Raw genomic sequence first — 12,664 nt, forward strand, 5'->3', positions numbered from 1 at the left:
CACTACGTGCCCGGGCGCACGACCGTCCGTGGACGGCCCCCTCCCGCCGACTTCGACACAGGGCTGCTCGCGGTCATGATCACCGCAGTCCCGGGTCGAAGTCGGTTCGATGGTGCGGACCGCTCAGGCCGACGTGGGCGACGGCTCGATGGGCTCGACTGCCGCGGCCCCCCGCGCGGCCAGGTGCCGTGGCACGGCGAACGCCGCGACCGCGACGAACCCGAGCAACAACACCGCGGCCGGCAGGTACATCGCCTGGCCCATGGCGGTCGCGAAGCCCTCGTACAGGAACGGGGGCAGCGTCGCGATAGTGGCGTCGCCGCTGCCGCCGGAACCACCCGCGGGCAGGTTCGCCGCGATCCGCGAGGCCATCAGCGTCGCGATCGCCGCGGACCCGAGGACGGCACCGATCTGGCGTGTCGTGTTGTAGACGCCCGCGCCGCTGCCGGCGCTGGCCATCGGCAGGTTCCGGGTGGCCGTTGTGGCGATGGGCGCCCAGATGAATCCGTTGGCCACGCCGAGCAGGGCGATGGGCAGCAGCAGCTCCCACACCGGCAGACCCGGCCGCAGGATCGCGCCGATCCAGAACAGCGACGCAGAGAAGCAGAGCATCCCGAAGCCGGCGATCCAGCGGGGGTGCACCGTGTCGGTGATCTTGCCGACCCACGGCGCAAGACCGCCCGAGATCACGGCCATCGGGACGAACAGCAGCGCCGAGCGCGTCGGCGACAGGCCCATCACGCCCTGCGCGTAGAACGTCAGCGGGAACGTCATCGCGGTGATCCCGAACCCGACAGTGGTGATCGCGACGTTGGCGAGGCTGAAGTTCCGGTCGCGGAACAGGGCGAGCGAGACCAGCGGCTCACCACGGTTGCGGGCCTGCCACCACAGGAACGCAGCCATGACCACGATGCCCGCGATGATCAGCGACCACACCGAGACCGGGCCCGTGATCGTGCCCCAGTGGTAGGTCTGGCCCTCCTGGATGCCGAAGACCAGCAGGAACATCCCGACCGCGCTCAGCGCCACGCCGAGCAGGTCGAACTTGCGGACGTGGGTCTCCAGCGCCGGGACCAGGCGGTAGGCCATCACGAACGCGACGATGCCGACAGGCACGTTGATGAAGAAGATCCACTCCCAGCCCAGACTGTCGACGAGCACGCCGCCGAGGATCGGGCCGACCAGCGTCGCGACGCCCGCCGTGGCACCCCACAGGCTCATCGCCCGGCCACGGCTCTCCGCCGGGAACGTGCGGGTGATGACGGCCATCGTCTGCGGTGTCATCAGGGACGCGCCGAAGCCCTGCACGACCCGGGCCGCGACCAGCGCGCCGATCGAGTCGGTGAACCCGCACCACAGCGACGCCATCGTGAAGATCGTCAGCCCGACCAGGTAGACCCGGCCCGGGCCCAGCCTGTCGCCGAGGCGGCCGGTGATCAGCAGCGGTACCGCGTAGGCCAGCAGGTACGCGCTCGTCACCCAGACCACCGAGTCGACGCTCGCGTGCAGGTTCTCCTGGATCGCCGGCGTCGCGACCGAGACGATCGTCGAGTCCACCAGGATCATGAAGAACCCGATGACCATCGCCCACAGGGCGGGCCACGGGCTCGCCGGCAGAGCCTTCCCCTCGTTCACAGCCTGTCCTCCGACGGCCATGTCAACTCCTTCGTCTCGAGCCGTTCGACCAGCCGGGTCAGCCAGCGGATCTCGGCCCGCGCCATTTCCATCAGATAGTGGGAATCGAGCAGGTGGACCTCGAGCACCTCGGTCATCGCGTGCGAGACCAGCGACTCGGCGGCGTCGAGGTCGGCCTGCAGGGTGTCGATCCGCGTGCGCAGCAGCGCGACCGCCTCCGCGCGGGGCAGGTTGTGCGCCTCGCCGAGCGCCAGCGGGAACCGCGGGTACTCGTTGACAGGTGCGCCGAGGTTCTCGGCGATCCAGTCGCGCAACGCCTCGCGCCCGGCCCGGGTGACCCGGTAGGTGGTGCGCTCGGGTCGCCCGCCCTCGCGGTCCGTGCCCACGGCCTCGACCAGCGACGCGTCGGCCAGCCGGGCGACCGTGTGGTACAGCGACCCGGGCCGGACCTTGACGATCCGGTCCTCGTGCCGGTCGAGCATCAACCGGTACATCTCGTAGGGGTGCATCGGCTTCTCGCAGAGCAGCGCGAGCACGGAGGTCCCGAGTGCCGTCATCGCCATCGCACTCACTCCGTCCGTTCCGATCGTTCCAGCTGAACTATTCCGTGTGGAATATAGCTACGAGCCGTCCGCTCCGTCACCCGACGGTGTCACGCGACCCCGACAGTTTCCGGCCACGTTCTCGCAGGTCACGGGCATTGCAGACGAACCGGACACACACGTCGGCGAGCCCGGTCGCCGAGTTCGGACAGTCCGCACCGCCCCCGGCCCACGCACCCCGACAAGGGCGAGCCGCAGCACGACCCGCCGGCCTCGTCAGGCGGGGCGGCGTCAGGCGGGGCGGGCGTCAGGCGGGGCGGGCGGCGGCGATCCGGGCGAAGTCGGCGATGCCGAGCTGCTCGGCGCGCGTCAGCGGATCGATGCCCGCGGCCCGCAACGCGGCCTCAGCCGCCGTGGGCGACCCCGCCCAGCCGGAGAGCGCCGATCGCAACGCCTTGCGGCGGTGGGCGAACGCGGCGTCGATCACGGCGAACACGTCGGCGCGCGGAAGGTCCGACGGCGCCTCCCGGGCCGTGAACGACAACAGCCCGGAGTCGACGTTGGGCACCGGCCAGAACACCGCGCGCGGCACCGGGCCGGCGCGTCGGGCGGCGGCGAACCAGGCCAGCTTCGCACTGGGCACGCCGTAGGTCTTGGAGCCCGGAGGGGCGGCGAGCCGGTCGGCCACCTCGGCCTGCACCATGACCAGCCCGCGACGGATCCCGGGCAGCTCGGCCAGCAGGTGCAGCAGCACCGGGACACCGACGTTGTAGGGCAGGTTGGCGACGATCGCCGTCGGCACCGGGCCGTGCAGGTCGGCCGCGCGGATGCGCATGGCGTCGGCGGTGGTGACGGTGAGCCGGTCGGCGAGAGCCGGCGCGAACTCCGCGACCGTGGCCGGCAACCGCTGGGCGAGGACGGGGTCGATCTCGACGGCGTGCACCGCTGCCACCGCGGGCAGCAACGCGAGCGTGAGCGAGCCGAGGCCGGGCCCGACCTCGACGACCACGTCGTCGGGGGTGAGGTCGGCCGATTTCACGATGCGCCGCACCGTGTTCGGGTCGTGCACGAAGTTCTGCCCGAGCTTCTTGGTCGGCCGTATCCCCAGGTCCTCGGCGAGGCCGCGGACCTCGGCAGGGCCCAGCAGCCGCGCGTCGTTCACCCGCAGATCATGCCCAGCCGGATCGGCCGGGCCTCACAGACCCAGCTTGCGCGAGCAGGCGGGCCACGCGCCGTAGCCGCCACGCGCGTCGCGCACCTTGGTGGCGACGGCGATCTGCTGCTCCCGGGTGGCCTGGTGCGGCAGCGGGGCGTACTGCGTTCCGCCGTAGGCCCGCCAGGTCTGCGCGTCGAACTGCAGGCCGCCGTAGTAGCCGTTGCCGGTGTTGATGGCCCAGTTGCCGCCGGCCTCGCACTTGGCCAGCGCGTCCCACGAGCCGCCCGAGGAGACGGCCGGCGCGGCGGGGATGTCCTTGTTGGTGCCGACCTTCACGATCTTCGGCTTGGGCGGCACCGTCGATCCAGCGCTGACCTGCTCGCGCCGGACCTCCTTGCCGTTCTCGGTGAACACCCGCATGACCGAGGACTGCTCGCCCGCCGTACCGGGGTCGACGACGACCTTCTTGCCCACGGCCATCGTCGGGTCGTCGACGGTCTGCTCGGGCGGCGGGATCTTGCGCGTGACGACGATGTCGTTGACCGCATTGCGGACGACGCGGATCTCCATGCCGTCGGTCAGCGGGGCGTCGAGGCCGGGGGCGGCGACGTCGTCGGAGCCGAGCTGCACGCCGCGCTCGGCGAGCAGGCCGCCGACGGTGCCGGACATCGTCGTGACCTGGGTGGGCGCGCCGGAGCCGTCGACGAGCGAGACGGTGCGCTGCACATTGACGACGAGCTGCATGCCCGACAGCGGAATCTCCGAGTCCGGCGACGCCGACATCTGGATGGGCTTCGCGTTCAGCCCCATGCCCGCGAGGGCCTCGGAGACGACGTCGGAGGTGGTCCACACCTGGCGACGCTCGTTGCCCTCGATGAGGGTGATCTGCCGGGCCCGGTCGACGACGATCTCGTCGCCGCTGGAGACGTCGCTCCCGAGGCCGGGGGCGACGCGGTCCTGCGGGTTGGTGGCGATGCCTGCGGCTTCGAGCGCGCCCGCGACGTCGCCGGAGAAGGTGTGCACGACCTGGGACTCGCCGTCGACAGTGATCGTCACGGTCTTGTCCATGGCCAGCGCGGTGCCGCTGCCCGCGGTGAGCGTGACCAGCGCGGCCAGGGCCGTCGCGCGGGCGACGGTGCGGCTGCGGCCGCGGGTGGCCTCGTCGAGCTCGACGACGTCGGCCTCGGTGAGGCCGGCGGGGGCGGTGGTGCGCCGCGGCGCCCGTGTCTGCGGGGCGGGTGCCTCGGCTGCGGGCTCGTCGTCGGCTACGGGCTCATCGGCTACGGGCTCGTCGGCTACGGGCTCGTCGACCGTGGGCTCGTCGACAGCGGGAGCAGCGGCAGCCGCGCGCAGCTCGGCGTCCCACAGGCCGGCGTCGTCGGCCTCGGTGCCGGTGGCGGCCTCACGAACCGGCTCATGGGTGACGGTGTCGGCCGAACGGCTGACGGGCGGCTCACCGGCGAGGGCCGAGAGCCCGTCGAGGGTCGGCGGGTCGACCTGGCGGCGCGGCGGGACCGCCGGGAACCGGTCCGTGCGGGGCTGGTCGTCGACCGGGCCGGGCTGCGCGGGTACGGCGAACCAGTCGGTCCGGTACGCGGCGTGACCGGCGTCGAGCGCGGACAGCGTCGACGGTCCGGAGCTGACGACGGGGAACCACCGGGTGGCGGGCTCGTCGGGGTCGTAGTCGGGCCGTTCCTCGACCGGGGTCGAGCCGGAGAGGCCGAGGGGGTCACCGTCGACCCGGTGCGGACGCGCGCCGGCGCCGTCGCCGCCCGGGTGGGAGCCGTAGTCGGACCAGTCGGAGAGCGACGCGGGCCCGTCCGCCTCGTCGTCGTCCTCGTCGTCGAGGTAGCCCAGGTAGGGCTCGCGGCGCGGCTCGGCGAACCAGCCACCGGTGGCCGGGGAATCGGTCGCGGTCAGGCGCGCCAACAGCGCGTCGGCGCGGGCGCGTGGGTCCAGCTCGTCGTCGAACGGACCGTCGGGGGCGGGGAAACGGTCGACGACGGCGTCGTCGGAGGCGTACCCGAGACGCGCGCGGGCGGCGCGCCGTTGCAGATGCGAGGAGACGTCGACCACTGCGATCCAGACCTCGACGGACCGGGCAGGAGCTGCTGCGGTCACGGTGGCCCGAGGGCGAATGGTTCAGGGAGCGCCCCGAGCCACCGTTACCGCTTGTGCTGGGGAGCGTCACCCCATCCCGGCGATCACGGAACCGTAACGGGCACAGGTGATCCACTTCGCGTCACGACACGCTGTGAGCGCCGAACGGCCTCCCGGCTACGGCGAGCGACGATCGTTCGCGTCGAGAGCGAGGCGCGGCACGATCGGCGGCAGTTCACCGAGCCGGAAGACCCGTTCGGCGTTGCGCCCGGCGACGGTGGCCAACCGTTCGTCGGACACGCCCCGGACGGCGGCCAGAGCGCGGACGGTCCAGGGCAGGCAGTAGGACTCGTTCGCACGGCCGCGGTGCGGGTGCGGGGTGAGGAACGGGGCGTCGGTCTCGACGAGCAGCTGCTCCTCCGGGACCAGCGCGGCGGCCTCGCGGAGGTCGTGGGAGTTCTTGAACGTCACCGGTCCGGCGAACGACAGCACGTACCCGGCGTCGGCGCACTCACGCGCCATCGCGGCGTCACCGGAGAAGCAGTGGAAGACCACCGTCTCCGGCGCGCCCTCCTCCCGCAGCACGCGGAGCACGTCGGCGTGGGCGTCGCGGTCGTGGATCATCAACGGCTTGCCGAGGCGTTTGGCCAGGTCGACGTGGCGGCGGAACCAGGTCTCCTGCGCGGCGGGCGGCGAGTGGTCCCAGTAGAAGTCCAGGCCGGTCTCCCCCACCGCGACGACGCGCGGGTCGGCGGCGAGGCTTTCGATCTCGGCGAAGTCGTCCTCGCCCACCGACGCCGTGCGGGTGGGGTGCAACGCGACGGCCGCGGCGACCCGCGGGTCGGAGTTCGCCGCGGCGACGGCCCAGCGCGCGGCGTCGAGGTCGTCGGCGATCGTGACGACGCGCGTGACCCCGACCGCCTCCGCCCGGTCCAGCGCCGCGGCGACGTCGTCGGCCGTGACGCAGCCGCACGCGTCGAGATGGGTGTGGGCGTCCACGGTCGGCGCCGGCAACGGCTCCGGCGGCTCTGGCCGGGGCCTGCGCCCGTACGCGCCCGTCTCCGTCATCGCGCCGCCCACCGAGGTCGTGAGTGGCAACAGTCGCTGCAGCGACTGTTGCCACTCACAGGGGACGTGCTCACTTCTCGATCGGGGCCCACTCCGGGCCGGTCTCGCCGAGCTCCGGGTCGAGCTTCGCGAAGATCGGCGACGGCTTGGCCAGCGGCCTGCCGGCCTCGATGGGCGTCGACTCCCAGCGGGCCGACTGCGTCTCGTAGTCGCCGGTCAGGACCTTGTAGGCCGGGCCGTCGCCGAGGTCGTCGACGTCGCGGATCTCCGGCTGCGCGGCCCACACGCCCGTACCGCCCAGCGCCTCGTGGACCTGCTGCGCCGCGTGCGGCAGGAACGGCGTCAGCAGCGTGTTGGCGTCCTGCACGACCTGCAGCGCGGTGTGCAGGATCGTGTCCCGGCGCTCCGGGTCGTCCTTGCGCTTCCACGGCTCCTGGTCGGACAGGTACCGGTTCGCCGCGGTGACGACGCGCATCGCCTCGCCCGCCGCCTGCTTGAACCGGTTGCGCGCCAGCAGCCCGCCGACGGTGTCGAAGCCGGCCTTGGAGATCGCCAGCAGCTCGTGGTCGGCGTCGGCCGGCGCGAGCGGCTTCGGGATGGCCCCGACGTTCTTGTGCGCCATCGAGATCGACCGGTTGACGAGGTTGCCCCACTCGTTGGCCAGCTCGAAGTTGGTGCGGCGGACGAACTCGTCCCAGGTGAAGTCGGTGTCCTGGTTCTCCGGGCCCGCGACGGCGATGAAGTAGCGCAGCGCGTCGGGGCCGAACTCGCGCAGGAAGTCACCGACGTAGATGACCCGGCCGCGGCTCGTCGAGAACTTGGAGCCGCTCATCGTCAGGTACTCCGACGACACGATCTCGCTCGGCAGGTCCAGCGTCCCGAACACGCCGGGCTCGCCCCCGCGGTCGCCCGCCCCGTTCTGGCCGAGCAGCAGCGCCGGCCAGATCACGGAGTGGAAGACGATGTTGTCCTTGCCCATGAAGTAGTAGGCCTGGGCCGACGGGTCGGTCCACCACTGCTTCCAGGCATCGGCGTCCGGGCCGCGCCGCGCCCACTCGACCGACGCGGACAGGTAGCCGATCACCGCGTCGAACCAGACGTAGAGGCGCTTCATCGGCTGGTCGCTCCAGCCGTCGAGCGGGATCGGGACGCCCCAGTCGAGGTCGCGGGTGATGGCGCGCGGCTTGAGGTCCTCGACGAGGTTGGCCGAGAACTTCAGGACGTTGGGCCGCCAGTCGGTGCGCGTGGACAGCCACGACCCGAGCGACTCCGCGAACGCCGGCAGGTCGAGGAAGAAGTGCTCGGTCTCGACGAACTTCGGGACCTCGCCGTTGATCTTCGACCGCGGGTTGATCAGGTCGGCGGGGTCGAGCTGGTTGCCGCAGTTGTCGCACTGGTCGCCGCGCGCGCCGTCGTACCCGCAGATCGGGCAGGTGCCCTCCACGTAGCGGTCGGGCAGCGTCCGGCCCGTCGACGGGCTGATCGCGCCCATCGCCGTCTTCGAGACGACGTAGCCGTTCTTGTGCAGCGCCAGGAACAGGTTCTGCACGACCTCGTAGTGGTTCGACGTCGTCGTCCTGGTGAACAGGTCGTACGACAGGCCGAGGCCCTGCAGGTCGCCGGTGATGACCTCGTTGTACTTGTCCGCGAGCTGGCGCGGGGTGAGCCCCTCCGCGTCGGCCTGCACCTGGATCGGGGTGCCGTGCTCGTCGGTGCCCGACACCATGAGCACCTGGTCGCCGACCATTCGCCGGTAGCGGGAGAAGACGTCGGAGGGCACACCGAAACCGGAGACGTGGCCGATGTGCCGCGGGCCGTTGGCGTAGGGCCACGCAACGGCGGTCAGCACGCGGGAGCTCATGTGGCCAGCGTATTCCCCGCCCGGATCCCGACTGTGCGCGGCGTTACGGTGGCGGGGTGAACGTCGAGGTGACCCCTTTGCCCGGAATCGGTGTCCGGAAGGACTTCGCCACGCGAGCCGGGCGGCGCATCGGCGTCGTCACGCACCGGGACGGCAAGATCGAGCTGATCGTCTCCAAGTCCGACGACCCCGACGCCGCCCTCGCCTCCCTGCCGCTGACGATGGAGGAGGCCAGCGCGCTCTCCAACCTCCTCGGCGCCCCGCAGCTCGTCGCGCAGCTCACCGAGGAGCACCGCGACATGCCGGGCATCCACACCCGCCAGCTCCCGATCAACCAGGGCTGCCCCTTCGACGGCCGCACCCTCGGCGACACCGCACTGCGCACCCGCACCGGCGTCTCCGTCGTCGCCGTCATGCGCGCCGGCCAGGTCCACGCCTCCCCCACCCCCGACTTCACCCTCACCGCCGGCGACCTGCTCGTCACCGTCGGGACCTCCGAGGGACTGGAGAACGCGGTCAAGATCCTCAAGCGGGGCTGATGAACCACACCGCACTCGAACTGCTCGAACTCGGTGCGATCTTCTTCGGGCTCGGCCTGCTCGGCCGGCTCGCCGGACGCATCGGCCTCTCCCCGATCCCCCTCTACCTCCTCGGCGGCCTCGCCTTCGGCGAGGGCGGCCTCGTCCCGCTCGGCGACATCGGCGACTTCACCTCCCTCGCCAGCGAGGTCGGCGTCGTCCTGCTGCTCCTGCTGCTCGGGCTGGAGTACTCCGCCTCCGAGCTCATCACCGGGCTGCGACGGTCCTGGACCGCGGGCCTGCTCGACATCGTCCTCAACGCCGCCCCCGGGGTCGCGGTCGCGCTGATCCTCGGCTGGGGACCCGTCGGCGCCATCGTGATGGCCGGCGTGACCTACATCAGCTCGTCGGGGATCGTCGCCAAGGTCCTGTCCGACCTCGGCCGCATCGGTAACCGCGAGACACCGGTCGTGCTGTCGATCCTGGTGTTCGAGGACCTCGTCATGGCGCTCTACCTGCCGATCCTCACCGCGCTCCTGGCCGGGGTGAGCTTCCTGGGCGGCCTCACCGCGGTCGGCATCTCGCTGCTGGTGATCACCGTCGTGCTCGTGGTCGCCCTGAGGTTCGGACGCTACGTCTCCGCGGTCGTCGACAGCCCCGACCGCGAGGTCTTCCTGCTCAAGGTCCTCGGCGCGGCGCTGCTGGTCGCCGGGTTCGCCTCCGCGATGCAGGTCTCCGCCGCCGTCGGCGCGTTCCTGCTGGGCATCGCGATCTCCGGGTCCACCGCCGAGAACGCCACCAAGCTCCTCGAGCCGCTGCGCGACCTGTTCGCCGCGGTCTTCTTCGTCGTGTTCGGCCTCAACACCGATCCCCGCTCCGTCCCGCCCGTTCTCGCCTTCGCCGTCGGGCTCGCCGTGGTGACGACGGTGACCAAGATCGCCACCGGCTGGTGGGCAGCACGCCGCCAGGGCATCGGGAAGCTCGGCCGGGCCCGAGCGGGCGCCGCCCTCGTCGCCCGCGGAGAGTTCTCGATCGTCATTGCGGGCCTGGCCGTCGGCTACGCGGCCGTCCCGGCGGAACTGGCCGCCCTGGCGACCGCCTATGTCCTGATCATGGCCGTCCTCGGCCCGATCGCCGCCCGCTACGTGGAGCCGATCACGAGAAGGCTCGTCCGCACCCCCGCGGCCCCTGCCACCTGACCGCCCGCCCAGCAAGATGCGACCGCCACCCTCGACCGAGTTCGACCTCAGACTGGTTCGATCATGGTCGGAACCGGTCTCACGTCGAGCTCGGCGAGGGGGTGGGCGTGCATTCGAGCGGGGGACGCTAGGAGGGGCGGGCGGCGAGGGCGGCGTTGTAGAGGTCGCGTTTCGGGACTCCCGTCGCGCCGGCGACCACTGCCACCGCGTCCTTCAAGCGTTCGCCCTCGGCCACGCGCGCTTCCACCTCCGGCAGCAGGCTCTCGATCGACGGAGCCTCCGAGGGGGCGGCGCCCGCGAGGACGACGGTGATCTCGCCGCGCACCTCGCCGGTGGCCCACTCCGCCAGCTCGGTGAGCGAGCCGCGGACGACCTCCTCGTACTTCTTGGTGAGCTCCCGGCAGACCGCGGCGGCGCGGTCGCCGCCGAGCACCTCGGCGGCCTCGCGCAGGGTGTCGACCAGCCGGTGCGGGGACTCGAAGAACACGGTGGCACGGCGTTCGGTGGCCAGCTCGGCGAGCCAGCGCCTGCGCTCGCCGGAGCGCCGCGGCGGGAAGCCCTCGAAGCAGAAGCGTTCGCAGGGCAGGCCCGACAGGACGAGGGCGGTCGTGACCGCGGAGGGGCCGGGCAGGCAGGTGATCGGCAGCTCCTCGGCCGCGGCGGCGGCGACGAGGCGGTAACCGGGGTCGGAGACGGCGGGCATCCCGGCGTCGGTGACGACGAGGACGGTCGCCCCGGACCGGATGGCATCGAGCAGGCCGGGTAGCCGCGCGGCCTCGACGGAGTCGTAGTGGCTGACGACCTTCCCGCTCACGGTCACGCCCAGCGCCGCGACGAGGGAGCGCAGCCGTCGGGTGTCCTCGGCGGCGACGATGTCGGCCTCGGCGAGCGCCTCGCGCAGTCGCACCGAGGCGTCGCGGGCGTCGCCCAGCGGGGTCGCGGCGAGGACCAGTCGGCCCGCCGGGGAGTCGGTGCTCATGCCGGGAGCCTACGATCGGCCCGCGTGGGGGTTCGCGGGGAAGTGTTGACGCCCGGCGCGGAGGTCGTGGGCACGCCGCCGCCGCTGCGCCCGCCCGTGACGCTCGACCCGCGCCGCATGCTCGGCGTCGCCGGTCTCGACGACAGGCTCCGCGGCTGGGTCCTCACGATCGTGGTGGGCCTGCTGGGCGGGGTGCTGCGGTTCGCCGGGCTGCGCTTCCCCACCGACCAGGGCACCCCCGTCTTCGACGAGAAGCACTACGTCCCGCAGGCGTGGCAGATGCTGCGCAACGGTGGTGTCGAGGACAACCCCGGCTACGAGCTGGTGGTGCACCCGCCGCTGGGCAAGCAGCTGATCGCGCTGGGCGAGTGGCTGTTCGGCTACGACGCCATCGGCTGGCGGGTGGCGGCCGCAGCGGCGGGGACGTTGTGCATCGTCCTGATCATCCGGGTGACGCGGCGGTTGACGCGGTCGTCGCTGCTGGGTGCGGTCGCGGGGCTGGTGCTGATCTGCGACGGGCTCTCCCACGTGCAGTCGCGGATCGGGATGCTCGACGTGTTCGCGGCGTTGTTCGTGCTGGCGGCGTTCACGACGCTGGTGCGTGACCGCGACGACGTCCGGGAGCGGATGGCCGTCGTGATGGCGGAGGGTCGCGTCGACGACACGCCGTACGGGCCGCGGCTGGGTGTCCGCTGGTGGCGGTTCGGTACCGGGGTGCTGCTGGGCCTGGGCTGTGCGGTGAAGTGGTCGGGCATCTACTGGGTCGTCGCGTTCGCGGCGTTGACGATCCTCTGGGACGTGATGGCCCGCCGGGCGGCAGGCGTCCGCCGGCCCTGGGCCGGGACCGTCAGGCGGGACCTGCTGCCGGGGGTCTGGGCGCTGGCCGTGGTCCCGGTGCTGGCCTATCTGTCGGCGTGGTGGGCGTGGTTCGGCAGCGAGACGTCGGTGGACCGGCACGCCGTGGGGATCATGGTGGGGTCGGGCGGACCGTTCTCGTTCGTGCCCGACGCGGTGCGCTCGCTCTGGTACTACAGCGGCCACGTGCTGGCGTTCCACGAGGGGCTCGACACCCCGCCGGGCAACCCGCACCCGTGGGAGTCGAAGCCGTGGACGTGGCCGATGGGGCTGCGCCCGATGCTCTACTACTACGCGGGTGGCAGCGACGTCAGCGGCTGCGGCACGGGTGACTGTGTGTCGGCGGTGATGCTCGTCGGCACTCCCGCGTTGTGGTGGCCGGCGCCGCTGGTGCTGGGCTGGGCGTTGTGGCGGACGTGCACGCGGTTCGACTGGCGCTATGCGGCCGTGCTGGTCGGCTACGGGGCGGGCTTCCTGCCGTGGTTCCTGAACCTGAACCGGCAGATGTACTTCTTCTACATGGCGCCGGTGGTGCCGTTCCTGGTGATCGGGACGGTGCTGGTGATGGGCGAGATCCTGGGCCGGGCCCGTGCGCATCCGGAGCGCAGGCAGACGGGGTTGCTGGTCGTGGCGTTGTGGGTGGGGCTGATCGTCGCGAACTTCGCCTGGTTGTGGCCGGTCCTCAACGGCGTCTCGATCACGCAGCAGCACTGGCAGGCGGAGCTGTGGCTGCCGTCGTGGCGGTAGCGCG

The 12,664-nt window shown here is 72.1% G+C and carries 10 protein-coding genes; 3 read left to right on the top strand and 7 right to left on the bottom strand.

Going from position 1 to position 12,664, the window contains the following annotated elements; translation table 11 throughout:
- Positions 1–123 precede the first annotated feature (123 nt).
- From TOK_RS28360 to metG, 6 genes are all read right to left on the bottom strand, one after another.
- Entirely contained in the window at positions 124–1,656 is a 1,533-nt protein-coding gene (locus tag TOK_RS28360) for a DHA2 family efflux MFS transporter permease subunit (RefSeq protein WP_098961064.1), read from the bottom strand.
- The gene (locus tag TOK_RS28365) at positions 1,632–2,198 is read right to left on the bottom strand and encodes a PadR family transcriptional regulator (RefSeq protein WP_253258698.1); all 567 of its coding nucleotides are present in this window, start codon (positions 2,196–2,198) and stop codon (positions 1,632–1,634) included. Before TOK_RS28365 ends, TOK_RS28360 begins: the two co-directional genes overlap by 25 nt.
- 286 nt (positions 2,199–2,484) lie before the next feature.
- The gene (rsmA, locus tag TOK_RS28370) at positions 2,485–3,339 is read right to left on the bottom strand and encodes a 16S rRNA (adenine(1518)-N(6)/adenine(1519)-N(6))-dimethyltransferase RsmA (RefSeq protein WP_172457837.1); all 855 of its coding nucleotides are present in this window, start codon (positions 3,337–3,339) and stop codon (positions 2,485–2,487) included.
- Between the two features lie 33 nt (positions 3,340–3,372).
- Positions 3,373–5,454: a transglycosylase family protein gene (locus TOK_RS34990; RefSeq protein ID WP_141566593.1), complete on the bottom strand. Its 2,082-nt coding sequence runs from the start codon at positions 5,452–5,454 to the stop codon at positions 3,373–3,375.
- A gap of 156 nt (positions 5,455–5,610) precedes the next feature.
- Entirely contained in the window at positions 5,611–6,501 is an 891-nt protein-coding gene (locus TOK_RS28380) for a TatD family hydrolase (protein ID WP_098961250.1), read from the bottom strand.
- A gap of 70 nt (positions 6,502–6,571) precedes the next feature.
- Positions 6,572–8,362 carry a methionine--tRNA ligase gene (gene metG / locus TOK_RS28385; protein WP_172457838.1) on the bottom strand — a complete coding sequence of 597 codons (1,791 nt, stop codon included), beginning with the start codon at positions 8,360–8,362 and terminating at the stop codon, positions 6,572–6,574.
- 56 nt (positions 8,363–8,418) lie between these two features.
- On the opposite strand from metG, the gene TOK_RS28390 reads away from it, so the two are divergent.
- Positions 8,419–8,901 (top strand): cation:proton antiporter regulatory subunit, encoded by a 483-nt coding sequence (locus TOK_RS28390; RefSeq protein ID WP_098961067.1) that lies wholly within the window; start codon positions 8,419–8,421, stop codon positions 8,899–8,901.
- Complete coding sequence (locus TOK_RS28395) at positions 8,901–10,079, top strand: cation:proton antiporter (protein WP_098961068.1); 1,179 nt, start codon at positions 8,901–8,903, stop codon at positions 10,077–10,079. Before TOK_RS28390 ends, TOK_RS28395 begins: the two co-directional genes overlap by 1 nt.
- 127 nt (positions 10,080–10,206) lie before the next feature.
- Here TOK_RS28395 and rsmI read toward each other — a convergent pair whose 3' ends face one another.
- On the bottom strand, positions 10,207–11,058 hold the full coding sequence (gene rsmI / locus TOK_RS28400; protein ID WP_098961069.1) for a 16S rRNA (cytidine(1402)-2'-O)-methyltransferase: 852 nt from the start codon (positions 11,056–11,058) through the stop codon (positions 10,207–10,209).
- 117 nt (positions 11,059–11,175) lie between these two features.
- Here rsmI and TOK_RS28405 point away from each other — a divergent pair, with 117 nt between their 5' ends.
- Positions 11,176–12,660, top strand: coding sequence for a dolichyl-phosphate-mannose--protein mannosyltransferase (locus tag TOK_RS28405; RefSeq protein ID WP_098961251.1), 1,485 nt, complete (start codon positions 11,176–11,178; stop codon positions 12,658–12,660).
- Positions 12,661–12,664 lie beyond the last annotated feature (4 nt).

Source organism: Pseudonocardia sp. N23, from assembly GCF_002583555.1.
Lineage (GTDB): Bacteria > Actinomycetota > Actinomycetes > Mycobacteriales > Pseudonocardiaceae > Pseudonocardia.

Bases quoted from the DNA above. Each gene is read 5' to 3' on its own strand.
- TOK_RS28380 (WP_098961250.1), bottom strand. From the start codon at position 6,501: ATGACGGAGACGGGCGCGTACGGGCGCAGGCCCCGGCCAGAGCCGCCG.
- metG (WP_172457838.1), bottom strand. From the start codon at position 8,362: ATGAGCTCCCGCGTGCTGACCGCCGTTGCGTGGCCCTACGCCAACGGC.
- TOK_RS28365 (WP_253258698.1), bottom strand. From the start codon at position 2,198: ATGGCGATGACGGCACTCGGGACCTCCGTGCTCGCGCTGCTCTGCGAG.
- TOK_RS28395 (WP_098961068.1), top strand. From the start codon at position 8,901: ATGAACCACACCGCACTCGAACTGCTCGAACTCGGTGCGATCTTCTTC.
- TOK_RS28360 (WP_098961064.1), bottom strand. From the start codon at position 1,656: ATGGCCGTCGGAGGACAGGCTGTGAACGAGGGGAAGGCTCTGCCGGCG.
- rsmI (WP_098961069.1), bottom strand. From the start codon at position 11,058: ATGAGCACCGACTCCCCGGCGGGCCGACTGGTCCTCGCCGCGACCCCG.
- TOK_RS28405 (WP_098961251.1), top strand. From the start codon at position 11,176: ATGCTCGGCGTCGCCGGTCTCGACGACAGGCTCCGCGGCTGGGTCCTC.